We start from the raw sequence: 24,739 nt of genomic DNA, 5'->3' as shown, positions 1-24,739 counted from the left end.
TCCGTCTCGCCGACGGGCAGGGTTGCAGGTCAGACGGCCGCTGCGCGTCCCTCTGGCCTTCATCCCTGCTCCAGGCTGGGGCGGATCGTGGCGGCCTCAAGCGCCCGTCCTCGCCATGCTCGCTGCGCTGCGCGTGGCTCCGGGCGGGCACTTGACCCCGCCACGCTCCGCACTTGCGGCGCGGATGGGGGTCAGGCGAGAGCGGTGAGGAGCGCGGCGAGGCCGAAGGCGATCAGGATCGCGCCGGACAGGCGGGCGACCCAGCGCGCGAACGCCGGCGGCAGGCGGTGCCGCGCGAGCGCAACACCGCCGCTGAGACAGCACCACCACAGCATCGAGCCGGTGAAGACGCCCGCGACGACGAGCGCGGCGTCGGCGTTGCTGCTCGTCGCGGCGAGGCCGAGACCGGCGAAGAGCGCGGCGAAGGCGAGGATCGTCATCGGGTTGGTGATGGTGAGGAGGAAGGTCGAAGCGGTCGTTCCGAGAAGGTCGCGCGGGCGGACCGGGGCGGGCGCGCGGGGCGGTGCGGGCCGCATCTCGCGCACCCCAAGCCACAGCATGAAGGCGCCGCCGAGGAGGCGCAGCGGCATGTCGATGCGGGCGAGCGCGTCGGAGAAGGCCGCGAAGCCGATCGCGGCGAGGCTCGCATAGACGCCGTCCGCAAGCGCCGTCCCGAGGCCGCCGGCGAGCCCGGCGAGAATGCCGCGCTCCAGCGTGCGGTTGATGCAGAGCGCGCCGATCGGGCCGAGCGGGGCCGCGATCGCGAGGCCGAGAAGGAGGCTCTTGGCGAAGAGCGCGGCGTCCATCGGCGGGCCCGTCTCAGCCCGAAAAGGGCGGCACCCAGCGCGACATGCCGACATCGACGCCGAGCGCCATCTCGTACATGCGCCGATAGTGCGGCTCGAGCCGGGCGGCGTGGTCTTCGATCGCGGCGAGGCGCGGGGCGAATTCGTCGAAGGCGGCGAGGATTTCGGCGCGCGCCGCCGCCTCGTCGATGCGGGTGAGGCGGCCGTCGCGCACCACGATCTCGCCGTCGACGAGGACGTGGCGCACGGAGGACCCGTCCTCGGCGAAGACGAGCTGGCGGCGGAGGTCATTCATCGGCAGGAAGGTGAGGCTATTGAGGTCGAGGAGGGCGATGTCGGCCCGCGCGCCTGGGGCGATGCGGCCGAGATCGTCGCGCCGGAGCGAGCGCGCCCCGCCATCGAGCGCGGCCGCGAGCATCTCCTCGGCCGCCGGCCAGCGCGTCCATTCGGGGTCCGCGATCTTCTGGATGAGCGCCCCCGTCTTCACGACGCCCCAAAGGTTCGTGGTGTCGTCGCAGGCGGCCTCGTCCGTGCCGAGGCAGATCGGGACGCCCGCGTCCTTGAGGGCGCGGAAGGGCATCACGCCTGAGCCGAGCTTGAGGTTCGAGATCGGGTTGTGCGCCACCACCGCGCCGGAACGGGCGAGGGCCGCGATGTCGTCGGCGTCGATCCAGACGGCGTGGATCACCTGCTTGCGTTCGTCGAGGCAGCCGAGATCGTCGAGATAGCGCACGAGCGACTTGCCGTAGCGCTCCTCCCCCAGCACCCGCTGGAGCCGCGTTTCGAGGACGTGGACATTGAAGGGGAGGTCGTGGGCGCGGGAGAGGTCGGTGAGGGCCTCGAGATAGTCGGCCGTCACGCGCTGGGGGGCCGAGCAGGAGACGGCGCAGCGCAGGCGATCCCCCTCCGCCCCGTGCCAGCGCGCGATGAAGGCGCGGTAGAGGTCGATGAGGTCGGCGCCATTCATGCGCGGGCGGCGCGACAGGGCGGCCGCGAGGTCGGCCGGGAGGAGGTCGCCGAGGAATGGATATTTCTCCACCTCCGCGACTTCGGGCTGGTCGAGCGCCACGGTCGCGCGGATCCCGGTGTCGCGATAGGCGCCCATGATGGCGTCGATCGCGTCCATGTCGGGCTCGGGGTTGAAGAAGGCGTCGTCGTGGACGGCGGTGATGCCCCGCTTCAGCATCTCCATTGCCGATAGAAGCGCGCGGGCGCGGCAGATGGCCGGGCTTTCCGTGCCGCCGAGCGTCGGCGGCGTCTCGCGCAGCATGAAGATTTCCAGCGGGGCGTCGACGAGCGCGCCCTTCAGGAAGGCGGCCGGGGAGTGAAGGTGGGCGTTGACGAGGCCCGGCATCGCGAGGAGGCCGGTGGCATCGAGCTCGGCGGCGCCGGGGGCGGCGATGTCGGCGCCGATGCGGCTGACGGCGCCGTTTTCGATGAGGATGTCGACGGGGCCGGTCGCCTCGGCCTGATGCGCGTCGGCGAGGAGCCGGCAGCGGCGGATGAGGAGCGTCGTCGCGCCGCCTGTTGCGTTGTCGGTCATGGATCCTCGTTCGCCGCCGGGAGCAGCGCCTGCCGCCGATCGGACCGGTGCCGCGCCTTTCCTGCTGATAGCGCAAAGCCGGGGTGGCGGTCGACGGCCGGGCGCGCCATTCCCCCGCGCCATCCGCCTGCGCCATCCCCCCGCGCTATCGGGGCTCAGAGGGGGAGGGTCGCGAAGCGCTCGACGAGGAGGTTGGTGAGGGCGGCGACATTCGGCGGGGTGCGGCCGGCCGGCGGCGGGCGCACCACGAAGAGGCCGCTGTCGGGCGGCTGAAGGTCGGGCAGGAGCGTCTCCAGCGCCCCCGACGCGATGGCCTCCGCGCACAGGAAGAGCGGCAGGTAAGCGATGCCGACCCCGGCGAGCACGGCGGCGAGGATCGCGTGGCCGCTGTCGGTGACGAAGCGGGCGGGCGGGGTGAATTGGGTCTCGCGCCGCCCGTCGCTGAAGCGCCAGACGGCGTTCTCCTGGACGATCGCCGCGTGGGCGCGAAGGTCGGTAAGGGTCGCTGGGCGGGGATGGTCGGCGAGATAGGCGGGGCTTGCGACGAGGGCGGCGCGGATCGGGGCGACGCGACGGGCGATGAGGCTCGAATCGCGCAAGGCGCCGATGCGGATCGCGGCGTCGAAGCGCTCGCCGATGAGGTCGACGATGCGGTCGGTGTAGGAGGCGTGGATCTCGAGCTGGGGGTGGCGCAGCGCGAGCTCGGCGAGGACCGGCGCGAGGTGGGTGATGCCGAAGGAGATCGAGGCGGAGACGCGCAGCCGCCCCGTGACGGCCGCGCCGCGCTCGTGGACCGCGTTGCGCCCGTCCTCGAAGGCGGCGAGCATCCGCTCGGCGTGGGTTTTGAAGGCCTCGCCCGCCTCCGTGAGGGCGACGCCGCGGGTCGTGCGGTTGATGAGGCGCGCGGCCAGCGCCGCCTCGATCCGGGTGAGGCGGCGGCTCAGCACCGACTTCGAGACGCCGATGCGCCGGCTCGCCGCCGTCAGCCCGCCAGCGTTCGCGACCTCCACGAAGGCGCGCAGATCGTCGAGGTCCATTGTTTCGGATTCCGCAACAGTCTGATCCAGATTCGGTGGCTACTGTTGCACGGATCGGGCCGCCAGATACATCCCCGTCAATCGAAGGAGGATGTCCCATGCGTGTCCTGGCCATCAACAGCAGCGCCGACGCCCAGAACTCCGTCTCGCGGCAGATCGTGGAGGCGGCCATCGCCAAGCTCGCCGCCCGCGACGGGAATCTCGAGGTGGTCCGGCGCGATCTCGCCGCCGACCCCGTGCCCCACCTCGCCCCCGAGACGCTCGCCGGGGTGCGTGCGACGCCTCAGACGTCCGAGGAGCGCGCCGCGCGGGCGCTGTCGGACCGGCTGATCGCCGAGCTTGCCGACGCCGATATCGTCGTGATCGGCGCGCCAATGTACAATTTCAGCATCCCGACAGTGCTGCGCGCCTGGTTCGACCATGTGCTGCGGGCGGGGACCACCTTCCGCTACACCGAGAAGGGGCCGGAGGGGCTCCTGAAGGGAAAGCGCGTCCTCGTCGCGGAGAGCCGTGGCGGCTTCTACAGCGACGGGCCGGCCAGGATCGTCGACTTCCAGGAGCCCTATCTGCGCCATCTCCTCGGCTTCATCGGCCTTGACGACGTGACCTTCGTGCGGGCCGAGCGGATCGGTTTCGGGCCCGAAGCGCGCGAGACGGCCATCGCCGACGCGATCGCGGCGATCGATGGCTGGATCGAGGAGAAGGCCGAGGCGCTCGCCGCCTGAGTGGGTCAGCCGCGCACGGCCGCGAGCCCGCCCATCGCGAAGCGGACGAAATGGTCGACGAGATCCTCCTGCGAGAGCCGCGTGAGGATCTCGGCGAGTGGCGGCACCTCGCGCCCCGCGACCAGCATCATCGCGCAGGGGGCGATCACGCTCATGAGGCAGGGGAGGAGCGACGGATCGTCGGCCGGGAGGCCGGTGATCTCCGACAGGAAGGATGTCGCGATCGCCGCCTTCGGCGCGATCTCGTCCTCCCACAGGACGGTGAGGTGGGAGGTCGGGGAGAGGAGCTCGCGGCTGAGGACGCGGGCGTGCCAGCCCTCCTCGTCCGCCGCCGCCCGCACGAGGCCGGCGATCAGCGCGCGCAGCTTCTCCTGCGCCGGGAGGTCGGAGTCGCGCAGCCGCTCCAGCTCGTCGACGCGGATGACGCGCCGGTGCGCCTCCGCGAGGACGCGGCGATAGAGGCCGGCGCGATTGCCGAAATGGTAGTTGATCGAGGCGAGGTCGACCTCCGCCGCCTGGGCGATCGCCTTGCTCGTCGTCTCGGCGAAACCTGAGGCTGCGAAGAGGCGGCCGGCCGCCTCAAGGATGCGGTTGTAGGTGGCTTCCCCGTCCGTGCGGAGAGGGCGGATGTCCTTGTCCATCTCGGGTGTCGTGGTGCCTTGCGCGGGTGTCGGGCGCGGCGGCGCGCGCCCTCTTGCCGATCGATGGGCGGTAGACTAAATTGACTTAAAACTAAAGTCAATTTAATCTCTGGGTCATCCCGAAGGCCCGCCATCGATCGCGAGCGACCGCATGAAGAAGCGCATGATTGTCATTCCCATCGTCGCGGCACTCCTCGCCGCCGGGTGGTGGTGGACCACGCGCGACACCGGCGAAGGCGGTCCGCTCGTCCTCTACGGCAATGTCGACGTGCGGCAGGTCTCGCTCGCCTTCGACGGGAGCGGGCGCATCCTCGACCTCACCGTCGAGGAGGGGGACGACGTCGTGAAGGGCGAGGTGCTCGGCACGCTCGATACCCGCTCGCTCGAACTTCAGGGCAAGCAGGCCGAGGCGGAGGTCGAGGTCCAGCGGCAGAAGCTGCTCAGCCTGCGCAACGGCACGCGGCCGGAGGAGATCGCCCAGATCAAGGCACAGATTGCGTCCGCCGAGGCGACGATGCGGCGGGCCCAGCGCGACTATGAGCGGATGGTGCGCCTCGCGACCGGGGGGAGCGCCGCCGTCAGCGCGCAGAATGTGGAGCACGCCAAGAGCGAGTCGGAGGCGGCCGACGCCAAGGTGCAGGAGCTCCAGGCCGCGCTTCAGCTCGCCGTCGCCGGCCCGCGCGCGGAGGACATCGCCGCCGCCGAGGCCGCGCTCGCGGCGGCGGAGGCGAACGTTGCCCTCCTCCGGCACGAGATCGACCAGGGGACGCTGCGTGCGCCGGTGGATGCGGTCGTCCGCTCGCGCCTCCTTCAGCCGGGCGACCAGGCGACCCCGCAGCAGCCGGTCTTCGCGCTCGCCATCACGGCCCCCAAGTGGGCGCGCGTCTATGTGAACGAGCCCGATCTCGGCCGCATCCGGCCGGGGATGAAGGCGGATATCTTCACCGACACCGCGCCCGATCATCCGATAAGCGGGCAGGTCGGCTACATCTCCTCCGTCGCCGAGTTCACCCCGAAGGCGGTGCAGACGGAGGAGCTGCGCACGAGCCTCGTCTACGAGGTGCGCGTCATCGTCGAGGATGCGGCCGACACGCTGCGCCTCGGCCAGCCCGTCACCGTGCGCTTCCCGCCGGACGCCGCGTCATGAGCGCGGCGGACATCGTCGTCGCCGCCGAAGCGCTGACGAAGTCCTTCACCGGTCCGGACGGGGCGCGCTTTGACGCCGTCGACAGCCTGTCGATGACGATCCGGACCGGGCGTCTCACCGCGCTCGTCGGGCCGGACGGGGCGGGCAAGACGACGCTGATGCGGATGATCGCCGGCCTCCTGAAGCCGGACGCGGGGCGGCTCACCGTGCTCGGCACGGACGTCGCGGCCGATCCGCAATCGGTGCAGGACCGCATCAGCTACATGCCCCAGCGCTTCGGCCTCTACGATGATCTGAGCGTCCAGGAAAATCTCGACCTCTATGCCGACCTCCACGGTGTGCCGCAGGCGGAGCGGCGCGCGCGCTTCGCGCGGATGCTGGAGATGACCGACATGGCGCGCTTCACCGCGCGGCCGGCGGGCAAGCTCTCAGGCGGCATGAAGCAGAAGCTGGGGCTCGCCTGCACGCTCGTGCGCTCGCCCGACCTCCTCCTTCTCGACGAGCCGAGCGTCGGCGTCGACCCGCTCTCGCGCCGCGACCTGTGGGAGATCGTCGAGGAGCTCGTGCGGGCGGAGGCGCTCAGCGTGATCGTCAGCACCGCCTACATGGACGAGGCGGAGCGGTGCGCCGACGTGTTCGTCATGAACGAGGGAAAGCTGCTGGCCGAGGGCGCACCCGAAGCGCTGCGGGCGCGGGCGAAGGGGCTGACCTATCGCGTGAGCCCGCCGGCTGGCCGGCCGGCGCGCGCGCTTCAGGCGCAGCTCATCGATGCGCCGCACCTCGTCATTGATGCGGTTCCGGCGGGCGGGGCGGTCCGCTTCATCCGCCAGCCGGACGCCGCGATCGGCGACATCGAAGCCCTCCTCGACGGCGCGCCGTGCGTGGCGCGCGAGGAGGAGCTCGAAGACGCCTTCATGATGCTCCTGCGCCAGCAGGCGGGCGAGGGGGGCGAGGCGGCGGCGAAACCCGCGACCGACGCCGCCGCGCCGACGGTCGAGGGGGCGGGGAACGGCGCGCCGATCATCGTGGTGCGCGATCTCGTGCGCATGTTCGGCGACTTCACCGCCGTCGCGAGCACCTCCTTCACGGTGGAGCGGGGCGAGATCTTCGGCCTTCTCGGCCCCAACGGGGCGGGCAAGACGACGACCTTCCGGATGTTGTGCGGCCTCCTGCCGGCGACGAGCGGCCAGCTCGAGGTCGCGGGGCGGAACCTGCGCACCGCCCGCGCCGAGGCGCGCCGCAAGATCGGCTATGTCGCGCAGAAATTCGCCCTCTATGCCAACCTCACCGTGCGGGAGAATCTGGAGTTCTTCGGCGGGGCCTATGGCCTGAGGCGCAAGGCGCTGCGGGCGCGGGTCGAGGCCTCGATCGCCGATTTCGACCTCGACCCCAAGGCCCGCAGCGGCCTCCTGCCGGCCGGCTACAAGCAGCGCCTCGCGATGGCGACGGGGCTCCTCCACGAGCCGGACATCCTCTTCCTCGATGAGCCGACGAGCGGCATCGACCCGCTCGCCCGCCGCGCCTTCTGGCGCACGATCACGTCGCTCGCACGCGCCGGCGTCACCATCATCGTCACCACCCATTTCATGGAGGAGGCGGAATATTGCGACCGGATCGCGATCCAGGACGCGGGCGAGATGCTGATCATCGGGACCCCGCGCGAGGTGCGCGAGGCGGCCGGCGCGGCGGGAGCGAAGGACATGAACAGCGCCTTCATCGCCGTCGTCGAACAGGCGCGGACCCGGCGCGAGGGGCGTGAGGCGGCATGAGCGGCTTCGCGACCCGCCTCGCCGCGCTGACGCGCAAGGAGACGCGCCAGATGCTGCGCGACCGCAGCAACCTCATCGTCGGGCTGCTCCTCCCGGTCTCGCTCATCCTCCTCTTCGGCTACGGCCTCTCCTTCGACGTGACGAACGCGCGCCTCGCCGTCGTCATGCAGGACAACGCGCCGATGGCGCGCAACGTCGTGATGGACCTCGAGGGCTCGACCTATCTGGAGCCGGTCTGGGTGCAGACGATGGTGGAGGCCGAGCGCATGATGCGCTCGGGCGAGGTCGCCGCGATCCTCAACATTCCGCTCGATTTCTCGACCGAACTCGCGGCGGGCAAGACGCGGCTCCAGCTCATCCTGAACGGCGTCGATTCCAACACCGCCTCCAGCATCGAGGCCTATGTGGCGGGCGCGCTGTCGACCCCGCTCCAGAAGCGCGCCGACCGGATGGGGATCGCTTCGCGCGGGGCCTCGATCACCGTCGTGCAACGGACTTGGTTCAACGAGGCGGGGGATTCGACCTGGTTCCTCGTCCCCGGTCTCATCGTCCTCGTCATGACCCTGATCGGCGCCTTCCTCACCTCGCTCCTCGTCGCGCGCGAGTGGGAGCGGGGGACGCTGGAGGCGCTGTTCGTCACGCCCGTGCGACCGCTGGAGCTGGTGCTCGCGAAGCTCGCCCCCTACCTCGTCGTCGGCGCGGTGGACCTCGCCTTCTGCCTCCTCGCCGCGCGCTATCTCTTCGACGTGCCGATGCGCGGCTCGCTCGGCATCATCATCGCGGTCTCGCTCCTCTACCTCCTCGTCTCGCTCTCGCTCGGCCTTCTCATCTCGGCGACGATGCGCAACCAGTTCGCGGCGAGCCAGCTCGCGCTGCTGACGAGCTTCATGCCGGCGATGATGCTGTCCGGCTTCGTGTTCGACCTTCGCAACGTGCCCGTCGCGATCCAGGTGATCAGCCAGCTCCTGCCCGCGACCCACTTCATGGGCCTCATCAAGACGCTGTTCATGGCGGGCGACTATTGGCCGGACATCCTGCGCACCTCGGCGATCCTGTCGCTCTACGCGCTCGTCCTCATCGCGGCGACGCGGCGGGCGCTTCGCAAGACGCTCGACTGACGATGGGCTGGCTCCTCACCTGGCTCGCGCAGACCCTGGCGCTGATCCGCAAGGAGCTTCTCGCGCTCCTCAAGGATCCGTCGAGCCGGGCGCTTCTGTTGACGCCCGCGCTCCTCCAGTCGCTCCTCTTCGGCTACGGCGCGACCTACGACCTTACCGACGTGCCCTATGCCGTGCTCGACCAGAGCGGCGGGGCGGCCGCTGCCGAGCTGCTCGCCCGGCTCGACGGGACGGGAGTCTTCCACCGCGCCGCGACGCTGACCGCGCCGCGCCAGTTTGGCGAGGTGATCGACCGGCAGGAGGCGCTCCTCGTCATCTCCATCCCGGCCGATTTCGATGCGCGCCTCGCGAAGGGAGAGACGGCGCCGCTCCAAATCATCCTCGACGGGCGCAACTCGGCGACGGCGGGCGCGGCGGCCTCCTATGTCGCCAACGTGGTGGGGGCGACGAACGCCGCGCTCGGCATCACCGCGCCGATCAGTGTGGAGCGGCGGGCCTGGTTCAATCCGAACCTCGAATCGCGGTGGAACATCATGCCGGCCCTCATCGCCGGCCTCAGCATGATCCAGACGCTGCTGCTCGCCGCGCTTTCCGTCGCGCGCGAGCGCGAGCAGGGGACGTTCGACCAGCTTCTCGTCACGCCGCTGACCCCGACGCAGATCCTCATCGGCAAGGCGCTGCCGCCGATCATCGTGGGGATCCTCCAGTCGACGATCATCTTCCTGATCATCCTCTTCTGGTTCCAGATCCCGCTCAGCGGATCGGTCGGGCTCCTCTATCTGGGGCTTCTGACGTTCACCACCGCCTCGGTCGGCATCGGGCTTTCGATCTCCGCCATCTCGCTGAACATGCAGCAGGCGATGCTCTACACCTTCATGCTCGTGATGCCGCTGATGCTGCTCTCGGGGATGCTGACGTCGATCGACAACATGCCGAAGGCATTGCAGATCGCGACCTACGCCAATCCGCTGCGCTTCGGGGTGGACCTCGTGCGGCGCGTCTATCTGGAAGGGGCGGGGCTTGCCGACATCGCCTTCGACTTCGTGCCGCTCCTCGTCGTCGCGGGTCTCACCCTGCCGCTCGCGGCGTGGCTCTTCCGCAATCGCCTCTCCTGAGCGTCGCCGCTCAGCGCATCATCGTGAGGATGATCGTGATCGTGACGAGCGAGGCGATGGTCGTGACGAGGATCGCGGCCGAGGTGATGCCGGCCTCGCGCCGGTAGAATTCGGCGACCATGAACGGGCCGGTGCCCGTCGGGAGCGCCGCGAGGAGGGTCGCGGTGCTGGCGAGGTGGGGCGTCAGGTTGAAGAGCTGCGTCGCGGCGAACCAGGTGAGGACCGGCTGCCCGACGAGCTTCAGCGTGCCGAGGAGAAGGGCCGACTTCATCACCGGCTCCGCGCTCGGGCGCTGCTGGGCGAGGAAGAGGCCGAGTGCGACGAGGGCGCAGGGCGAGGCGGCGTCGCCGAGAAGGTCGAGGAAGCGCTGGGCGGGGCCGGGGATGTCGACCCCGGACGCCATCACCACCGCGCCGAGGACGGGCGCGACGAGGAGCGGATTGCGCGCGAGCGCCATGCCCACCTTCTTCGCCATCCGCAGCGAGGGCCGCTCGCCCTGGAGGCCGATCTCCACGATGATCATCGCGACCGCGAAGAGGACGCAGGCCGTCATGATCGTCGCCACCATCGTCGGCGCCAGCGCCGAGGGGCCGAGGACGGCCAGAAGCAGCGGGAAGCCGATGAAGCCGGTGTTCGCGTAGGCCGCGTTGAGGGCGTCGATCGTCGCGTCGACCAGATGCCGCCGGCCGGTGAGGCGCACGATCACCGTCGCGATGAAGATGCCGGCGATGCCGAGCCCGAAGGCGGCGACGAAGCCCGGCTGCCAGATCTCGTGCCACTCCGCGTTCGCCACAATGTCGAAGAGGAGGGCGGGGAGGGCGAGATAGACGACGAAGCGGTTCAGCTCCTGCGTCGCGTTCGGCCCGAGCGCGCCGACGCGCCGCGCGAACCAGCCGGCAAAGATCAGGGCGAAGATCGGCAGGACGACGACGACGGTCTGCATGGGAGCTCTCGGCGGGAAGGAGACACTGGCATAGCCCGCCTTTTCGATGCACACCAATGCTGATTAGAGGCCTGATCCATTCCGAAACGGTATCATGATCGACATTCGCCAGCTTCGCTACTTCGTCGCCCTCGCCGAGACGCTGCATTTCGGGCGGGCCGCCGAGCGGCTCAACGTCACGCAGCCGCCGCTGAGCCGCCAGCTCTCGGCGCTGGAGAAGGAGCTCGGCGTCACGCTGATCGAGCGCCATTCGCGGCGGGCGAGCCTCACCCATGCCGGCGCGCAATTCCTGACCGACAGCCGCGCCGTCCTCGTCGCCTTCGACCAGGCGTGCCGCAACGCCAAGCGGGCGAGCGCGGGCGAGATCGGGGAACTCACCATCGGCTTCATGATGCACGCCGCCTATGGCAGCGTCCCGGTGCTGGCGCGCCGCTTCCTCGCCGCATGTCCCGAGGTTCGGCTCCACCTTCTGGAGGCGGTGCCCTCCGGCCTCGTCGAGGCGCTGCGGGAGGGGCGCTATGATGCGGTCGTGACCTTCCGCCCCGAGCCGTCGGCGGGCATCGAGACGACCGTCGTCCACCGCGAGCCGCTGTGCGTCGCGGTGCCCGAGGCGCACCCGCTCGCCGCCGCCGCGCTCGTCGATGTGGAGATGCTGGCGGGCGAGCCGCTGGTCGCCGCGCCCCAGCACGTGACGCCGACGCTGCGCCAGGCGATCAACGACTATTTCGCCCGCGCCGGCCTCGAACCCGTGGTCCGGCTCGAAACCCAGCTTCAGCAGACGATCGTGAGCCTCGTCGCCGAATCGATCGGCGTCGCCCTGGTGCCCCGCTCGGTCGAGCGTGTCGGCGTCTCCGGCGTGCGCTTCCGCCCGCTCGCCGACGCGCCGGTGGTGGAGCAGGTGCTCGCCTGGCGCACGGCGAACCTCAACCCCGCGCTCGGCCATTTCCTCACCGTCGCCGCCTCCCTCGGCGAGACGCTGGAGCGCTGAGGCGGGCTTTCTCGCGCCACCCCGGCGGAAGCCGCTTGGCGCGCACCGGGGAGTGGGCCTAGGCTCCGGCCCCATGCAACACTTTGTCGACGCCAGCCCGGATGACAGCGCCACCCTCGTGGAGCGGAACTGCTCCGTGCGGGACACGGTCGAGATCGTTCTCGACAGCTGGAGCTTCCTCATCATCCGGGAGGCCTTCTTCGGCGTGCGCCGGTTCGACCTCCTCCAGTCGCGCCTCGCCATTCCGCGCCAGACGCTGACGAACCGCCTCGCCGCGCTGGTGGAGAACGAGATCCTTGTCATCGGCCACCGGCCGGGCGAGCGGCGGCACCAATATTTCTTCACCCCGCGCGGCAAGGACCTCTTCGCCTCGATGCTGTCGCTGATGGAGTTCGGCGACAAATGGCTGGCCGGCGACGCGCCGCCGCCCCTCCAGATGATCCACAAGACGTGTGGGCACGAGAGCCACCCGATCACCGTCTGCTCGGAGTGCAAGGCGCCGATCGAGGCGCGCGACGTCCATTTCCGCGACGGGCCGGGGGCGGGCTACGGGCCGGTCCAGCGCCGCTCGAAGACGCGGCGGGCGAGCGACCCGGAGCTCCTCCAGCGCGTGCGGCCCTGCTCGGTCGCGCGCAGTCTCGCGATGATCGGCGACCGGTGGAGCTTCCTCGTGCTGCGTGAGGCGTGGTTCGGTGTGCGCCGCTATGACGAGATGCGCGAGAAGCTCGGCATCGCCTCGAACATCCTCGCCGACCGCCTCGCCCGCCTCGTCGAGGCCGGCGTCTTCGACCGCGTGCCCTATGGGAGCGGGCGCTACGAATATCGTTTCACCGCGATGGGGCGCGACCTCTACAAGCCGATGATCGTGATGATGGCGTGGGGCGACCACTGGCTGAAGGACGATCGGCCGCCGCTGCGCCTGCGCCACCGTCTCTGCCAGCAGGATTTCGTGCCGCAGGTCGTCTGCAGCCACTGCAAGGAGCCGTTCGTCGCGAACGAGACCGACTATGTGCTGCGCTACGCGTTGCCCGGCCCCTGAGGCGCATCGGCACAAACTATTGCAGGCTCTCCGCCGCGCTCGTGAGCGGCGGTGTGAGGAGGATGGAGGTTGCCCGAAGATCGATGCCTGCATCATCGCGGGGCGACACATGGGGATCAGGCTGGGGCGCGATCGAGCGAGGACCGGCCCGGATCCGAGACCGACGGGCGGTCCCTCAGGCCAGCATGTCGTTCATCACGTAGAAGCCGGGGGGCTGGCTGGCGATCCATGTTGCCGCCATCAGCGTGCCGCCGGCGAACGCCTTGTAGTCGGTGACCCGGCTGATGATCTCGAGGCGCTGGCCGGGGCCGGCGAAGAAGACCGTGTTCTCGCAATTCACCTCGCCGCCGCGCCCGGAGGAGAAGCCGATGCGGCCCCGCTTGGGGTTCGGCGTCTCGCCAAAGCGCGCGGGGACCATCACCTCCGACAGGACGACACCGCGCCCCTCGGCTGCGTACTCGGCAAGCTCGAGGGCGGTGCCCGAGGGGGCGTCGATCTTGTCCCACGGGTGGAAGTCGAAGATCTCGATGTCGAACTCCTCGCCGAGCATTCGCGCAGCGGATTTGACGAGTTCGTACATCGCCATGACCGAAACGCTCATGTTCGCGCCGATCATGACGGGGATCGAACGGCCGGCCGCGACGATGGCGGCGTGCTGCTCTTCGCTGAATCCGGTCGTACAGATGAGGAGCGGCTTCTGCTTCTCGATGATGATCGGAAGAAGCGCGATGGTCGCCGACGCAGCGCTATAGTCGACCACCACGTCGCAATTGTCACACATAACCCCGGCGTCACTGGTTAATGTGACGCCGATCGGCGCGATTCCCGCAACCGCCCCAAGATCATTTCCAATATCCGGGGAATTCAATCTGTCGCAGCCACTCGTAACAGTGCAATCATTGCTATCGACGATGGCCTTGGTCATCGCCTTACCCATGTGGCCTGCAGCGCCATACAAACCAATTCTGGTCATCGCGATTGCCTTTTTCTAAGACAGGTAGCGATATTACCAAGAATTGTAAGCTTTGGAAAGAAATGGCCCTCCAACGGATTCTGTTTGGTCGCAGACTGAGGCCGAACGGATCACAGCCGAGTAGACCGACCCCACTGGGCACCAGCCCGAGCACACACCGAACCCGCAGGGGCCCTCATCCTCGGCCGCGATGCCTCCCCCAACGCCAAGGGCTAGGTCGTTCCCGAAGCGTTCAATGCATGGCGCGATGTCAACGGCTTCGGCTTCATGCCCAACGCGCGGGCAAAGGGTTCTCAGGAACTCTCGCGCAGGTCTTTGTTTTCATTGTTATTTCTAGAATGCATCGACTCGCCTAGGAGGGCGCGCATCTCGCCCCAGACGCCGCGACGGAAGAGCATCACGCACACCATGAAGATGGTGCCGACGATGAGCGAGATCGGCAGGCCGCTCGTGGCGAGCATCTGTTCGAGCGTCACGAGGAAGGCCGAGCCGATGATGGGGCCGGCGAAGGTGCCGAGACCGCCGACGAGCGTCATGAGGACGACCTCGCCCGACAGGTGCCAGGAGACGTTGTTGAGGGCGGCGAGCTGGAAGGACAGGACCTTCAGCGAGCCCGCAAACCCCGAGAGCGTGGCCGACAGCACGAAGGCGGTGAGCTTGTAGCGCGCGACGTCGAGCCCCAGCGAGACCGCACGCGCCTCGTTCTCGCGGATCGCGGCGAGGACGTGGCCGAAGGGGGAATGGATCGTGCGCCAGATGATGAGGAGGCCGATCACCATCCCGCCGAGGACGACATAGTACATCGACCGGATGTCGCTGAGATCGACGAGGCCGAGGAGGGTGCCGCGCGGGACTGCCTGGATGCCGTCCTCGCCGCCGGTGAAGGGCATCTGGACGGCGAGGAAATAGACCATCTGCGCGAGCGCCAGCGTGATCATTGCGAAATAGATCCCGCGCCGGCGGATGCCGACGAGGCCGAAGAGGAGGCCGAGGAGGCCGGCGAAGGCCGCGCCGAGGAGGACCGAGACCTCGAAGGGGAGCCCCCAGACCTTCGCCGCGTGCGCCGTCACGTACGCCGCGCCGCCGAAGAAGGCGGCGTGACCGAGCGACAAGAGGCCCGCATAGCCGACGACGAGGTTCAGCGCCGAGGCGAAGAGCACGAAGGCGAAGACGTTCATCACGAAGAGCGGGTAGGTGATGAACGGGATGAGGAGGAGCGCGGCCGCGAGCGCGAGGGCCGCGAGCGCGCCGAGGGCGCGGCTTCGCATCAGGGGAAGGACGAGCGCGGTCATCGCGTCAGGCCTCCCGCCCGAAGAGCCCGGCCGGCCGCAGCACCAGCACGAGGACCATGACGAGGAAGATCACGATGGAGGATCCGGCGGGGTAGAAGACCTTCGTCAGCCCCTCGATCACGCCGAGCGAGAGGCCGGTGATGATCGAGCCGCCGATCGAGCCGAGCCCGCCGATCACCACCACCGCGAAGACGATGATGACGAGGTTGGAGCCCATGATGGGGCTCACCTGGTAGATCGGCGCGGCGAGGACGCCGGCGAAGCCCGCGAGTCCGACGCAGGCGCCGTAGGTGAGCGTCACCATCAGCGGCACGTTGATGCCGAAGGCGGTGACGAGGCGCGGATTCTCCGTCGCCGCGCGCAGGCGCGAGCCGAGCCGCGTCTTCTCGATGATCAGCCAGACCGCGAGGCAGACGACGATCGACGCGCCGATCACCCAGAACCGGTAGAGCGGCAGGATGAGCGGGCCGAGCCGGACGATCCCCTTCAACTCCTCCGGCACCGGGTAGGGATTGCCGGCCGCGCCGAAGAACCAGATGAAGCCGCCTTCGAGGGCGAGCGCGAGGCCGAAGGTGAAGAGGAGGCCGTAGAGGTGGTCGATCCCGGCGAGGCGGCTGAGGAAGAGGCGCTCCACCACGACGCCGACCGCGGCGACGATGAGGGGGACGAGGATCAGCGCCGGCCAGTAGCCGATGCCCGCCTGGGTCATCAGCAGCCAGCAGACGAACGCGCCCAGCATGTAGAAGGCGCCGTGGGCGAAGTTGATGACGTTGAGCATGCCGAAGATGATGGCGAGACCCAGGCTCAAGACGGCGTAGAAGGCGCCGTTGATCAGCCCGAGAACCACCTGTCCCAGCAGCACCACCAGCGGCACTGAAAACATCGTCCTCCCCTCAGACGCCCAGATAGGCGTCGATGCGCGCCCGGTCGGCCCGGAGCGTCGTGTTGTCGAATTCGTCCACGACGCGGCCCTGCTCGACGACGTAGTGGCGGTCGGCGGCGGCGAGCGCGAAGCGGATATTCTGCTCGACGAGGAGGATCGTGAGGCCGCGCGCCTTCAGCGCCGTCAGCGCGCGGGCGATGTCCTCCACGATGACGGGAGCGAGGCCCTCGGTCGGCTCGTCGAGCAGGATGAAGTCGGCGCCGGTGCGCAGGACCCGCGCGATGGCGAGCATCTGCTGCTCGCCGCCGGAGAGGCGGGTGCCCTGCGTGCGGTCGCGCCCCTCAAGGTTCGGGAAGAGCGCGTAGATCTCCGCGACGCTGAGCCCGCCCGCGCGTACCATCGGCGGCAGGCGCAGATTCTCGGCGACGCTGAGGGAGGAGAAGATGCCGCGCTCCTCCGGCACGTAGCCGAGCCCGGTGCGGGCGATGCGGTGCGGGGCGGTCGCGATGAGGTCGTGCCCGTCGAGCCGCGCTTCGCCCCGGCGCTGGCGCACGATGCCGGCGAGGGCGCGCATCGTCGTCGTCTTCCCCGCCCCGTTGCGGCCGAGGAGGGTGACGACCTCGCCGCGCGCGACGTGGAAGGTGGCGCCGTGGACGACGTGGCTCTCGCCGTACCAGGCGTGGAGGTCGCGCACGTCGAGGCGCGTCTCGGACTTAGTCATGTCCGCTGCCGATATAGGCCTGGCGCACCTCCGGATCGGCGGCGACGTCGGCATAGGTTCCCTCCGCGATGATCTCGCCCCGGCGCAGCACGGTGATGCGGTCGCAGATGTCGGCGACGACGGAGAGGTTGTGCTCCACCATCAGGATCGTGCGCCCCTCGCCGACGCGGCGGATGAGGGCGGCGGTGCGGGCGATGTCCTCCTGGCCCATCCCGGCCATCGGCTCGTCGAGGAGGATCACTTCGGGATCCATCGCGAGCGTCGTCGCGAGTTCGAGCGCGCGCTTGCGGCCGTAGGGAAGCTCGGTGGCGAGGCGCCGCGCGTAGGGCTCGAGCCCGACATCGGCGAGGAGGGCGCGCACCTCCTCGTCATAGCGGGCGAGGGTGCGGTCGCCGCGCCAGAAGGCGAAGGTCTCGCGATGGCGGGACTGGAGGGCGATGCGGACATTCTCGTGCGTCGTGAGGTGGGGGAAGACGGACGAGATCTGGAAGGAGCGCACCATGCCCTGGCGCGCCAGCGTTGCCGGGGGCGTGCGCGTGACGTCGGCGCCGCGATAGAAGATCGCGCCGCTGGTGGCCGCCAGGAAGCGCGTGACGAGGTTGAAGAGGGTGCTCTTGCCCGCCCCGTTCGGCCCGATGAGGGCGTGGAGCGCGCCCTCGCGCACGGCAAGGTTCACGTCCTTCACCGCGACGAAGCCGCCGAATGTGCGCGTCAGGCCGCGCGTCTCGATGACGTTCACGTGCGCCTCGCTCACGCATCCTCCCCTTTCTTTGTTGGACCCGCCGGAGCGGGCCGCGTCCGCCCCGTTGTGACCGGGGCTTGACGAGAGCATCGTATTTAAGTCTACTAACGCAAGTCAATAGGATCCGCCTTGGGATCAGGCTCCTGCGTCGAAATCGCTATTTTGCACTGCAATATCGGCAAAACGGCGTGATTGGCGCGATTGGTTCCGGCTATTAAGTCTTGTTATGCAATTATAATGCGGCGAAGCCGCAGTGGGGAAGGAAACGATGCGGAAACATGGACTTGCGCTCGCCCTCATGGCGGCGACCTGCCTCGCCGGCACCGCCGAGGCCCAGCAGGCGAAGATCGGCGTGCTCACCGACATGACCGGCCAGTTCAGCCACGAGGCCGGACCCGGCGCCGTCGCCGCGGTGGAGCTCGCCGTCGCCGATTTCGGCGGCCGGGTGCTCGGTGAGCCGGTCGAGGTCGTCGTCGGCGACCATCAGAACAAGCCCGAGGTCGCCGCCTCGCTCGCCCAGGAATGGTACGAGAGCGACGGCGTCACCATGATCAACGACCTGATCAATTCGGGGATCGCGCTCTCCGTCGCGCAGATCGCGGCGCAGAAGGGCGGCATCGCGATCGTGAACGGGTCCGGCTCGTCGAAGCTGACGGGTGCCGGCTGCACGCCGAACTCGATCCACTACGCCTATGACACCTATGCCCTTGCCAACGGCACGGCGAACTATCTCGTCGCCGAGGGGAACAAGAGCTGGTTCTTCCTCACCGCCGACTACGCCTTCGGCCACGCACTGGAGGCCGATGCGTCGGCGATCGTGACGTCGGCCGGCGGCACGGTGGAGGGCAACGTCCTCTACCCGATCGAGACGGCGGACCACTCCGCCTTCATGCTCCAGGCCCAGGCTTCGCCCGCCCAGGTCGTCGCCATCGCCGGCTCCGGCACCACCTTCATCAACGCGGTGAAGTCGGCGCAGGAATTCGGCCTCGCCGATACGGGCAAGCTCGTCGCCGGCCTCCTCGTCTGGCTGACCGACGTGAAGGCGCTCGGCCTCCCGGCGGCCCAGGGCATGGTCCTCACCAACGGCTTCTACTGGGATCGCGACGACGAGACGCGCGCCTTCGCGGAGAAGTTCAAGGCGAAGACCGGTGTGATGCCGCATATGGGCGACGCGGGGAACTACTCCTCCACGCTCCACTATCTGAAGGCCGTGGAGGCCGCCGGCACCACCGACGCCGAGACGGTCATGGCCAAGATGCGCGAGATGCCGATCGACGACTTCTTCGCCAAGGGCGGCACGATCCGCGAGGACGGCCGCATGGTCCACGACATGTACGTCTATCAGGTGAAGACGCCGGCCGAATCGACCGGCGAGTGGGACGTCTACAAACTCATCGAGACGATTCCGGGCGACAAGGCGTTCCGCCCGCTCTCCGAGAGCGAATGCCCGCTGGTCAAGGCCGACTGATCCCGACGGACCATCCCGGAGCGCGCCCCGCGTGCGCTCCGGATCCCCCAGCATCGGATAGACCCATGGAACTCAGAGACAGCGTCGTCCTTCCCTGCGACCGCGCCACCGCCTGGGCGGCGCTCAACGATCCGGACGTCCTCGCCCGCTGCATTCCGGGCTGCGAGGCGCTCACCATGGATGCGCCCGACCACATGATGGCGACGGTCGCGCTGAAGGTCGGCCCGGTGAAGGCGCGCTTCGAGGGCGCGGTGCAGCTGAGCGAGATCGAGCCGCTGGAGGGCTATCTCCTCACCGGCGAGGGCAAGGGCGGCGTCGCCGGCTTCGCCAAGGGCTCGGCCCGCGTGCGCCTCGAGGACGGAGGCGAGGACGGGGGCGAGAACGAGACGCTCCTCCACTACGAGGCGACCGCCGATGTCGGCGGCAAGCTCGCCCAGCTCGGCTCGCGGCTCCTCGATTCCACGGCAAAAAAGCTCGCGAAGACCTTCTTCGACAATATCCGCCTCGCCGTCAGCGCGCCCGCAGAGGAAGACGCCTGATGGCCGACCTTCTCGTCACGACCGACGGTCCCGTCGCGACGGTCACGGTCAACCGGCCGGCGCTGCGCAACTCGGTGACGCTCGCGATGTGGTCGGGCTTCGTCGACATCTTCGCCCGCCTCGGTGCGGATCCGGCCGTGCGCGCGATCATCCTCACGGGCGCGGGGGCGGACTTCTCCTCTGGCGCCGATATCGGCGAGTTCGCCGCGGTTCGCGACGATCTCGACCAGTCGAAGGCCTACGAGGTGGCGGTGGATGCGGGCTGCGCGGCGATCGCCCATGTCGCAAAGCCCGTGATTGCCGTGTGCCGCGGCTACACGCTCGGCGGCGGGGCCCATCTCGCGATGTCGGCCGACTTCCGCTTCGCCGCGCCCGACACGAAATTCGGCATTCCCGCCGCGCGCCTGTCGATCGTCTATGGCGAGCAGGCGACGCGCAAGCTCCTCGCCCTCGTCGGCCTCACCGAGGCGAAGCGCATCCTCTTTTCGGCCGAGCGGTTCGACGCGGCGCGCGCGTTGGAGATCGGCTTCGTGGACGATGTGTCGGACGATCCGCTCGCCGCGGCGCACGCCTTTGCGGCCCACCTCGCGGGACTCGCGCCGCTCACCCAGGCCGGGGCGAAGTTCATCCTGAACAGCGCCGCCTTCGGTGACCTCGACGAGGGGCGGGTGGACGCCGTGATCGATGCCGCCTCCGCGAGCGAGGACTACGCCGAAGGGCGCCGCGCCTTCGCCGAGAAGCGCGCCCCGCGCTTCGTCGGAGCCTGAGATGAAGCCGGCCGCGTTCGAATATTGCCGCCCGGCGACGCTGAGCGACGCGCTCGCCGCGCTCGACCACGAGGACGCCAAGATCCTCGCCGGCGGGCAGAGCCTTGTTCCAATGATGAATTTCCGCCTCGTCCAGCCGGCGCGCCTCGTCGACATCAACGGCCTCGTCGAACTCACCGGCATCGCCGAGGAGGGCGGCACGATCCGTATCGGCGCGCTGACGCGCCATGCCGAGGCGGCGCGGGACGCGACGCTGCGGCGGTGCCTGCCGGTGGTGGGCGAGGCGATGGCGGAGGTCGCGCACGTCGCGATCCGCAATCGCGGCACGATCGGGGGGAGCCTCTGCCATGCCGACCCGTCCGCCGAGTGGCCGCTTCTCGCGATGCTCCTCGACGCCGCGATCGAACTTGCGGGGCCCGACGGCGCGCGCACCGTTCCGGCCGGAGACTTCCTCCTCGCCCCGCTCGTCACGACCATTGAAGAGGGCGAGATCGTCGTCGCCGTGCGCATCCCGACGCCCGCGCCGGGGACCGGGATGGCGTTCGTGGAGATCGCGCAGCGGGCGGGGGATTTCGCCGTCGCCGCGGCGGGCGCGACCGTCCGCCTCGACGGGGAGCGCATCGCCGAGGTGCGCCTCGCCCTCGGTGGCGTCTCGGACGCGCCGGTGCGGCTCCACGCCATCGAGGCCGCGCTCGCCGGGGCCCATCCGCGCGAGATCGAGGCGGCGGTCAGCGACGCCGCGGACGGCCTTGAACCCAACGACGACATGCACGCCTCGGCCGACTATCGCCGCCGCCTCGCGCCCGTCCTCGCGCGCCGCGCGCTCGAACGGGCCGCCGAACGGGCCTCCAATCTGGCACCGACACGATGAGTGAGATCGACATCAACCTGACCCTCAACGGCGAGGAGGTCTCCGCACGGGCGGAGCCGCGTATGCTCGCCTCCGACTTCCTGCGCGAGCGCCTCCGCCGCACCGGCACCCATGTCGGTTGCGAGCACGGGGTGTGCGGGGCCTGCACCATCCGCCTCGACGGGGTCACGGCGCGCGCCTGCCTCCTCTTCGCCGCCCAGCTCAACGGCGCGCGGGTGGAGACCGTCGAGGGCCTCGGCACCGTGCGCGACCTCCACCCGATCCAGGAGGCCTTCCGCCGCCGCCACGCCCTCCAGTGCGGCTTCTGCACGCCGGGCTTCCTGATGACGGTCGCCGAGATCCTCGACACGCTGCCCCTGCGCACCGATGCGGAGATCCGCGACGCGCTCTCCGGCAATTTGTGCCGCTGCACTGGCTACGAGCACATCGTGCGGGCCGTGCGCGACCTCGTCGACGCCCGCGACGGGGTGAGCGCATGAAGATGCACATCCTCAATGGCGGACGCCTCACCATGCGCCGCCGCATCTACGTTCCCGACGCCGACAAGGCCGAGACCATCGAGCTGCCCGTGATCGCGGCGCTCTTCCGTCATCCGGGCGGCAACGTCCTCTTCGACACGGGCTGCCACCCGTCCGTCGAGACGGACGCGGCGGCGCGGTGGGGCAAGCTCGCGAACGTGATGGTGCCGACGCCCGGCCACTCGGGCAACGTGATCGCCTCGCTCGCCGCGCTCGGCCTCGCGCCCGACGCGATCGACGTGGTGGTGAACTCCCACTTCCATCCCGACCATTGCGGCTGCAACGAATTCTTCCGCAACGCCCGCTTTCTCGTCCATCACGACGAGCTCGCGGCGGCGCGTGCGCCGAATGCGGAGGCGTTCGGCTATCTCCCCGTCGAGTGGGACCACCCGATGCCGATGGATGCGGTGGGGGACGGGCACGATGTCATGGGGGACGGGCGCCTCGCGACGGTCCATCTCCCCGGCCACACGCCGGGCCTGATGGGCCTTCGTGCGGAGCTCAGGGAGACCGGAACCGTGCTCCTCGTCTCCGACGCCGTGAGCCTGCGCCGCAATCTCGACCATGACGAGGTGCCGAAGAACGCCGTGGACCCCGCGGCGCTTCTCGCCTCCTACGCGAAGATCCGCGCGTTCGAGGCGGCGGGGGCGCGCATCATCTGCGGCCACGACGCCGAGGAGGTGGCGGGACTCAGGATGGGCGAGGCGGCCTATGAGTGACGCGCTCGCACTGCCGCCGGTCGAGACCGCGCGGCCGAAATATATCGGCAAGCCCGTGCAGCGCCTGGAGGACCCGCGCCTCCTCGCCGGCGCCGGCAAGTACACCGCCGACATCCAGCTCGACCGGATGGTCCACCTCGCCTTCGTGCGCGCCGACCAGGCCCACGCCACGATCCGCGCCATCGACACCGGGGCGGCGCGGGCGATGCGGGGCGTTCTCGCGGTGCTCACCGCCGCGGATCTCGCCGACATCCCCGACCTCGTCGCGACCTCGCGGATGCAGACCTACCACGCGACCCGCTGCCCGGTGCTCGCGCGCGAGGTCGTGCGCCATGTCGGCGAGCCCGTCGCGGTGGTGGTGGCGCAGGACCGCTACCTCGCCGAGGACGCGGCCGCCGCGATCCTCGTCGACTATGAGCCCCTGCCATCGGCGGTCGACCCGGAGGAGGCGCTGCAGCCCGGCGCGCCGCTTCTCCACGCGGAGGTGCCGGGCAATCTCGTGCTGGAGCGCGAGTTCCGCACCGGGGAGGCGGCGGCCGCGATCGAGGCGGCCGAGCATGTCGTCTCGGGCCGCTTCCGCCTCACGCGCAAGTCCCCGCTCGCGATCGAGACGCGGGCCTATGTGGCCGACTATGACCGCGGGCGCGATGCGATCACCCTCTACGCCGCGACCCAGATCCCCGGCGTCGTTCGCGACGAGCTGAGCACGCTCCTCGGCCTTCCCGGTAATCGCCTGCGCGTCGTCGCGCCCGATGTCGGCGGCGGCTTCGGCGGCAAGGGCTCGGTCTATGTGGAGGAGGTGATCGTCGCCGCGCTCGCCCGCCGCTTCGAGCGGCCGGTCAAATATGTGGGCGACCGGCTGGAGGACCTCACCTCCACGAGCCAGGGCTTCGACGAGGTGGTGGATGCCCGCCTCGGCTTCGACGGGGAGGGCCGCTTTCTGGGGCTCGAGGCCGACGTTGTCGGTGATATCGGCGCCTACTCGATCTATCCCTGGACGGCTGCGCTTGAGCCCGTCCAGGTCGTGAGTTTCCTGCCGGGGCCCTACCGGATCCCCGCCTATCGCGGGCGCGTGCGCGCGGCCTGCACGCCGAAGCCGCCGACCGGGCCCTATCGCGGGGTCGGGCGGCCGATGGCGGTGTTCGCGCTGGAGCGCCTCGTCGACATGGCGGCGGCGCGGCTCGCCCTCGCGCCCGACGAGATCCGGCGGCGCAACATGGTCCGCCCGGAGGACTTTCCCTATCGCATCGGCTCCGGCATCCGCTGGGACCGGTCGGGCTTCATCGAGTGCCTGGAGGCGGCGAGCCGCGCGGCGGACCTCACCGCCTTCCGGGCGCGCCAGGCCGAGGCGCGGGCGCAGGGGCGCTGGCTCGGCATCGGCTTCGGCAGCTACGCCGAATTGACCGGCATCGGCTCGCGCATCGCGGTCGCGCCGGGGATGCCGATCAACACCGGCTCCGAGACGGCGACCGTTCGCATCGACGCGACAGGCGCGATCACCGCCACCTTCGCGACCGCCTCACACGGGCAGAGCCTCGAGACGACGCTTGCCCAGATCGTCGCCGAGGAGCTCGGCGTGCGGCCCGAGGCGGTGACGATCATCCAGGGCGACACCGATGCGACGGCCCACGGCACCGGCACCTATGCGAGCCGCAGCGCCGTCATCGGGGGCGGCGCGGCGATCCGGGCGAGCCGCACGCTGCTCGGCAAGGTGAAGGCGGCGGCCGCGCTCCTCTTCGGCGTCGATCCGGACGCGGTGGAGACCGGGGACGGGGACATTTTCGTGCCCGGCACGAACCATAGGATCGATTTTCGCGAGCTCGCGCGCGCCGTCTATTCGGACATGGCCGCGCTCCCGCACGAGGCGCGGACGGTGCTGGAGGCGCAGGAGAGCTTCGACCCGCGCCTCGGCACCACCACCGCCGCGACCCACGTCGCCGAGGTCGAGATCGATGCCGAGACGCTCGCGATCCGTCTCACCCGCTTCTTCGTCGCGGAGGATTGCGGCCGGATGATCAACCCGCTCGTCGTCGACGGGCAGGTGCATGGCGGGGTCGTGCAGGGGATCGGCGTCGCGCTCCACGAGGAGCTGCACTTCGACGAGACCGGGCAGATCCTGTCGGCGAGCCTTGCCGACTATCTCGTCCCGACCGCGGCCGAGGTGCCGTCGATCGAGGTGCAGCATCTGGAAACGGAGCTCCCCGCCAACCCCGGCGGATTCCGCGGCATGGGGGAGGGCGGCACGATCGGCGCGCCCGCCGCCATCGCCAACGCCGTCAGCGACGCGGTCGCTCATCTCGGTATCGCCATCAGCGTGTTGCCGATCACCCCCTCAAAGCTCGCGCGGCTTCTTGCGGACCAGGAGAAGGATTGAA

General features: G+C 69.8%; 24 protein-coding genes. 14 read left to right on the top strand and 10 right to left on the bottom strand.

The genetic code is table 11. The features are described from left to right. Positions 1–191 precede the first annotated feature (191 nt). The 3 genes from DBV35_RS15930 to DBV35_RS15920 form a co-directional block, all read right to left on the bottom strand. Positions 192–806 carry a LysE family translocator gene (locus tag DBV35_RS15930; protein WP_108661296.1) on the bottom strand — a complete coding sequence of 205 codons (615 nt, stop codon included), beginning with the start codon at positions 804–806 and terminating at the stop codon, positions 192–194. A 13-nt stretch (positions 807–819) separates the two neighbouring features. Next, positions 820–2,349: an amidohydrolase family protein gene (locus DBV35_RS15925; protein ID WP_205648702.1), complete on the bottom strand. Its 1,530-nt coding sequence runs from the start codon at positions 2,347–2,349 to the stop codon at positions 820–822. 155 nt (positions 2,350–2,504) lie between these two features. Beyond that, on the bottom strand, positions 2,505–3,386 hold the full coding sequence (locus DBV35_RS15920) for a LysR family transcriptional regulator (RefSeq protein WP_108661295.1): 882 nt from the start codon (positions 3,384–3,386) through the stop codon (positions 2,505–2,507). Positions 3,387–3,484: 98 nt separating this feature from the next. Here DBV35_RS15920 and DBV35_RS15915 point away from each other — a divergent pair, with 98 nt between their 5' ends. Then, positions 3,485–4,111: an FMN-dependent NADH-azoreductase gene (locus DBV35_RS15915; RefSeq protein WP_108661294.1), complete on the top strand. Its 627-nt coding sequence runs from the start codon at positions 3,485–3,487 to the stop codon at positions 4,109–4,111. A 5-nt stretch (positions 4,112–4,116) separates the two neighbouring features. Here DBV35_RS15915 and DBV35_RS15910 read toward each other — a convergent pair whose 3' ends face one another. Next, the gene (locus tag DBV35_RS15910) at positions 4,117–4,752 is read right to left on the bottom strand and encodes a CerR family C-terminal domain-containing protein (protein ID WP_108661293.1); all 636 of its coding nucleotides are present in this window, start codon (positions 4,750–4,752) and stop codon (positions 4,117–4,119) included. Between the two features lie 163 nt (positions 4,753–4,915). Between DBV35_RS15910 and DBV35_RS15905 the strand changes: the two genes are divergently transcribed. The 4 genes from DBV35_RS15905 to DBV35_RS15890 are packed head-to-tail and all read left to right on the top strand — an operon-like array spanning position 4,916 to position 9,901. Further along, on the top strand, positions 4,916–5,899 hold the full coding sequence (locus tag DBV35_RS15905) for an HlyD family secretion protein (RefSeq protein WP_245943966.1): 984 nt from the start codon (positions 4,916–4,918) through the stop codon (positions 5,897–5,899). Next, positions 5,896–7,668 carry an ATP-binding cassette domain-containing protein gene (locus DBV35_RS15900; protein ID WP_108661291.1) on the top strand — a complete coding sequence of 591 codons (1,773 nt, stop codon included), beginning with the start codon at positions 5,896–5,898 and terminating at the stop codon, positions 7,666–7,668. The genes DBV35_RS15905 and DBV35_RS15900 overlap by 4 nt, the downstream gene beginning before the upstream one ends. Beyond that, a complete protein-coding gene (locus tag DBV35_RS15895) occupies positions 7,665–8,786 on the top strand; it encodes an ABC transporter permease (protein WP_108661290.1) in 1,122 nt (373 codons plus the stop codon). The genes DBV35_RS15900 and DBV35_RS15895 overlap by 4 nt, the downstream gene beginning before the upstream one ends. A 2-nt stretch (positions 8,787–8,788) precedes the next feature. After that, entirely contained in the window at positions 8,789–9,901 is a 1,113-nt protein-coding gene (locus tag DBV35_RS15890) for an ABC transporter permease (RefSeq protein ID WP_108661289.1), read from the top strand. Between the two features lie 10 nt (positions 9,902–9,911). Here DBV35_RS15890 and DBV35_RS15885 read toward each other — a convergent pair whose 3' ends face one another. After that, positions 9,912–10,844 carry an AEC family transporter gene (locus tag DBV35_RS15885; protein WP_108661288.1) on the bottom strand — a complete coding sequence of 311 codons (933 nt, stop codon included), beginning with the start codon at positions 10,842–10,844 and terminating at the stop codon, positions 9,912–9,914. Positions 10,845–10,938: 94 nt separating this feature from the next. On the opposite strand from DBV35_RS15885, the gene DBV35_RS15880 reads away from it, so the two are divergent. Beyond that, positions 10,939–11,832 (top strand): LysR substrate-binding domain-containing protein, encoded by an 894-nt coding sequence (locus DBV35_RS15880; protein WP_108661287.1) that lies wholly within the window; start codon positions 10,939–10,941, stop codon positions 11,830–11,832. Between the two features lie 73 nt (positions 11,833–11,905). Further along, the gene (locus DBV35_RS15875) at positions 11,906–12,871 is read left to right on the top strand and encodes a winged helix-turn-helix transcriptional regulator (protein ID WP_108661286.1); all 966 of its coding nucleotides are present in this window, start codon (positions 11,906–11,908) and stop codon (positions 12,869–12,871) included. Between the two features lie 175 nt (positions 12,872–13,046). On the opposite strand, the gene dapB is transcribed toward DBV35_RS15875, so the two are convergent. The 5 genes from dapB to DBV35_RS15850 all read right to left on the bottom strand — a co-directional run bounded on the left by dapB (position 13,047) and on the right by DBV35_RS15850 (position 17,494). Then, a complete protein-coding gene (gene dapB / locus DBV35_RS15870; RefSeq protein ID WP_108661285.1) occupies positions 13,047–13,844 on the bottom strand; it encodes a 4-hydroxy-tetrahydrodipicolinate reductase in 798 nt (265 codons plus the stop codon). 293 nt (positions 13,845–14,137) lie between these two features. Then, positions 14,138–15,136, bottom strand: a complete 999-nt coding sequence (locus tag DBV35_RS15865; protein ID WP_108661284.1) for a branched-chain amino acid ABC transporter permease — start codon at positions 15,134–15,136, stop codon at positions 14,138–14,140. Positions 15,137–15,140: 4 nt separating this feature from the next. Further along, a complete protein-coding gene (locus DBV35_RS15860; RefSeq protein ID WP_108661283.1) occupies positions 15,141–16,019 on the bottom strand; it encodes a branched-chain amino acid ABC transporter permease in 879 nt (292 codons plus the stop codon). Between the two features lie 10 nt (positions 16,020–16,029). Then, the gene (locus tag DBV35_RS15855) at positions 16,030–16,740 is read right to left on the bottom strand and encodes an ABC transporter ATP-binding protein (RefSeq protein ID WP_205648701.1); all 711 of its coding nucleotides are present in this window, start codon (positions 16,738–16,740) and stop codon (positions 16,030–16,032) included. Beyond that, positions 16,733–17,494: an ABC transporter ATP-binding protein gene (locus tag DBV35_RS15850; protein ID WP_245943964.1), complete on the bottom strand. Its 762-nt coding sequence runs from the start codon at positions 17,492–17,494 to the stop codon at positions 16,733–16,735. Before DBV35_RS15850 ends, DBV35_RS15855 begins: the two co-directional genes overlap by 8 nt. A 256-nt stretch (positions 17,495–17,750) precedes the next feature. On the opposite strand from DBV35_RS15850, the gene DBV35_RS15845 reads away from it, so the two are divergent. From DBV35_RS15845 to DBV35_RS15815, 7 genes are all read left to right on the top strand, one after another. Continuing rightward, on the top strand, positions 17,751–18,950 hold the full coding sequence (locus DBV35_RS15845; protein WP_108661280.1) for an ABC transporter substrate-binding protein: 1,200 nt from the start codon (positions 17,751–17,753) through the stop codon (positions 18,948–18,950). Between the two features lie 65 nt (positions 18,951–19,015). Further along, the gene (locus DBV35_RS15840; RefSeq protein ID WP_108661279.1) at positions 19,016–19,489 is read left to right on the top strand and encodes an SRPBCC family protein; all 474 of its coding nucleotides are present in this window, start codon (positions 19,016–19,018) and stop codon (positions 19,487–19,489) included. Continuing rightward, positions 19,489–20,256: an enoyl-CoA hydratase-related protein gene (locus tag DBV35_RS15835; RefSeq protein WP_108661278.1), complete on the top strand. Its 768-nt coding sequence runs from the start codon at positions 19,489–19,491 to the stop codon at positions 20,254–20,256. Before DBV35_RS15840 ends, DBV35_RS15835 begins: the two co-directional genes overlap by 1 nt. Before the next feature lies 1 nt (position 20,257). Further along, positions 20,258–21,127: an FAD binding domain-containing protein gene (locus tag DBV35_RS15830; protein ID WP_108661277.1), complete on the top strand. Its 870-nt coding sequence runs from the start codon at positions 20,258–20,260 to the stop codon at positions 21,125–21,127. After that, a complete protein-coding gene (locus tag DBV35_RS15825) occupies positions 21,124–21,606 on the top strand; it encodes a (2Fe-2S)-binding protein (RefSeq protein WP_108661276.1) in 483 nt (160 codons plus the stop codon). Before DBV35_RS15830 ends, DBV35_RS15825 begins: the two co-directional genes overlap by 4 nt. Then, a complete protein-coding gene (locus DBV35_RS15820) occupies positions 21,603–22,364 on the top strand; it encodes an N-acyl homoserine lactonase family protein (protein WP_108661275.1) in 762 nt (253 codons plus the stop codon). The genes DBV35_RS15825 and DBV35_RS15820 overlap by 4 nt, the downstream gene beginning before the upstream one ends. Beyond that, positions 22,357–24,738 (top strand): xanthine dehydrogenase family protein molybdopterin-binding subunit, encoded by a 2,382-nt coding sequence (locus DBV35_RS15815; RefSeq protein WP_108661274.1) that lies wholly within the window; start codon positions 22,357–22,359, stop codon positions 24,736–24,738. The genes DBV35_RS15820 and DBV35_RS15815 overlap by 8 nt, the downstream gene beginning before the upstream one ends. Position 24,739: the final 1 nt, after the last annotated feature.

This window comes from Acuticoccus kandeliae, from assembly GCF_003073115.1.
Note: the sequence above shows the minus strand (reverse complement) of the source record. Positions and strands in the feature narration are given on the sequence as shown.

Bases quoted from the DNA above. Each gene is read 5' to 3' on its own strand.
- DBV35_RS15860 (WP_108661283.1), bottom strand. From the start codon at position 16,019: ATGTTTTCAGTGCCGCTGGTGGTGCTGCTGGGACAGGTGGTTCTCGGG.
- dapB (WP_108661285.1), bottom strand. From the start codon at position 13,844: ATGACCAGAATTGGTTTGTATGGCGCTGCAGGCCACATGGGTAAGGCG.
- DBV35_RS15885 (WP_108661288.1), bottom strand. From the start codon at position 10,844: ATGCAGACCGTCGTCGTCGTCCTGCCGATCTTCGCCCTGATCTTTGCC.
- DBV35_RS15820 (WP_108661275.1), top strand. From the start codon at position 21,603: ATGAAGATGCACATCCTCAATGGCGGACGCCTCACCATGCGCCGCCGC.
- DBV35_RS15825 (WP_108661276.1), top strand. From the start codon at position 21,124: ATGAGTGAGATCGACATCAACCTGACCCTCAACGGCGAGGAGGTCTCC.
- DBV35_RS15865 (WP_108661284.1), bottom strand. From the start codon at position 15,136: ATGACCGCGCTCGTCCTTCCCCTGATGCGAAGCCGCGCCCTCGGCGCG.
- DBV35_RS15925 (WP_205648702.1), bottom strand. From the start codon at position 2,349: ATGACCGACAACGCAACAGGCGGCGCGACGACGCTCCTCATCCGCCGC.
- DBV35_RS15910 (WP_108661293.1), bottom strand. From the start codon at position 4,752: ATGGACAAGGACATCCGCCCTCTCCGCACGGACGGGGAAGCCACCTAC.
- DBV35_RS15855 (WP_205648701.1), bottom strand. From the start codon at position 16,740: ATGACTAAGTCCGAGACGCGCCTCGACGTGCGCGACCTCCACGCCTGG.
- DBV35_RS15890 (WP_108661289.1), top strand. From the start codon at position 8,789: ATGGGCTGGCTCCTCACCTGGCTCGCGCAGACCCTGGCGCTGATCCGC.
- DBV35_RS15930 (WP_108661296.1), bottom strand. From the start codon at position 806: ATGGACGCCGCGCTCTTCGCCAAGAGCCTCCTTCTCGGCCTCGCGATC.
- DBV35_RS15815 (WP_108661274.1), top strand. From the start codon at position 22,357: ATGAGTGACGCGCTCGCACTGCCGCCGGTCGAGACCGCGCGGCCGAAA.
- DBV35_RS15900 (WP_108661291.1), top strand. From the start codon at position 5,896: ATGAGCGCGGCGGACATCGTCGTCGCCGCCGAAGCGCTGACGAAGTCC.
- DBV35_RS15845 (WP_108661280.1), top strand. From the start codon at position 17,751: ATGCGGAAACATGGACTTGCGCTCGCCCTCATGGCGGCGACCTGCCTC.
- DBV35_RS15835 (WP_108661278.1), top strand. From the start codon at position 19,489: ATGGCCGACCTTCTCGTCACGACCGACGGTCCCGTCGCGACGGTCACG.
- DBV35_RS15915 (WP_108661294.1), top strand. From the start codon at position 3,485: ATGCGTGTCCTGGCCATCAACAGCAGCGCCGACGCCCAGAACTCCGTC.
- DBV35_RS15920 (WP_108661295.1), bottom strand. From the start codon at position 3,386: ATGGACCTCGACGATCTGCGCGCCTTCGTGGAGGTCGCGAACGCTGGC.
- DBV35_RS15895 (WP_108661290.1), top strand. From the start codon at position 7,665: ATGAGCGGCTTCGCGACCCGCCTCGCCGCGCTGACGCGCAAGGAGACG.
- DBV35_RS15880 (WP_108661287.1), top strand. From the start codon at position 10,939: ATGATCGACATTCGCCAGCTTCGCTACTTCGTCGCCCTCGCCGAGACG.
- DBV35_RS15830 (WP_108661277.1), top strand. From the start codon at position 20,258: ATGAAGCCGGCCGCGTTCGAATATTGCCGCCCGGCGACGCTGAGCGAC.
- DBV35_RS15875 (WP_108661286.1), top strand. From the start codon at position 11,906: ATGCAACACTTTGTCGACGCCAGCCCGGATGACAGCGCCACCCTCGTG.
- DBV35_RS15840 (WP_108661279.1), top strand. From the start codon at position 19,016: ATGGAACTCAGAGACAGCGTCGTCCTTCCCTGCGACCGCGCCACCGCC.
- DBV35_RS15905 (WP_245943966.1), top strand. From the start codon at position 4,916: ATGATTGTCATTCCCATCGTCGCGGCACTCCTCGCCGCCGGGTGGTGG.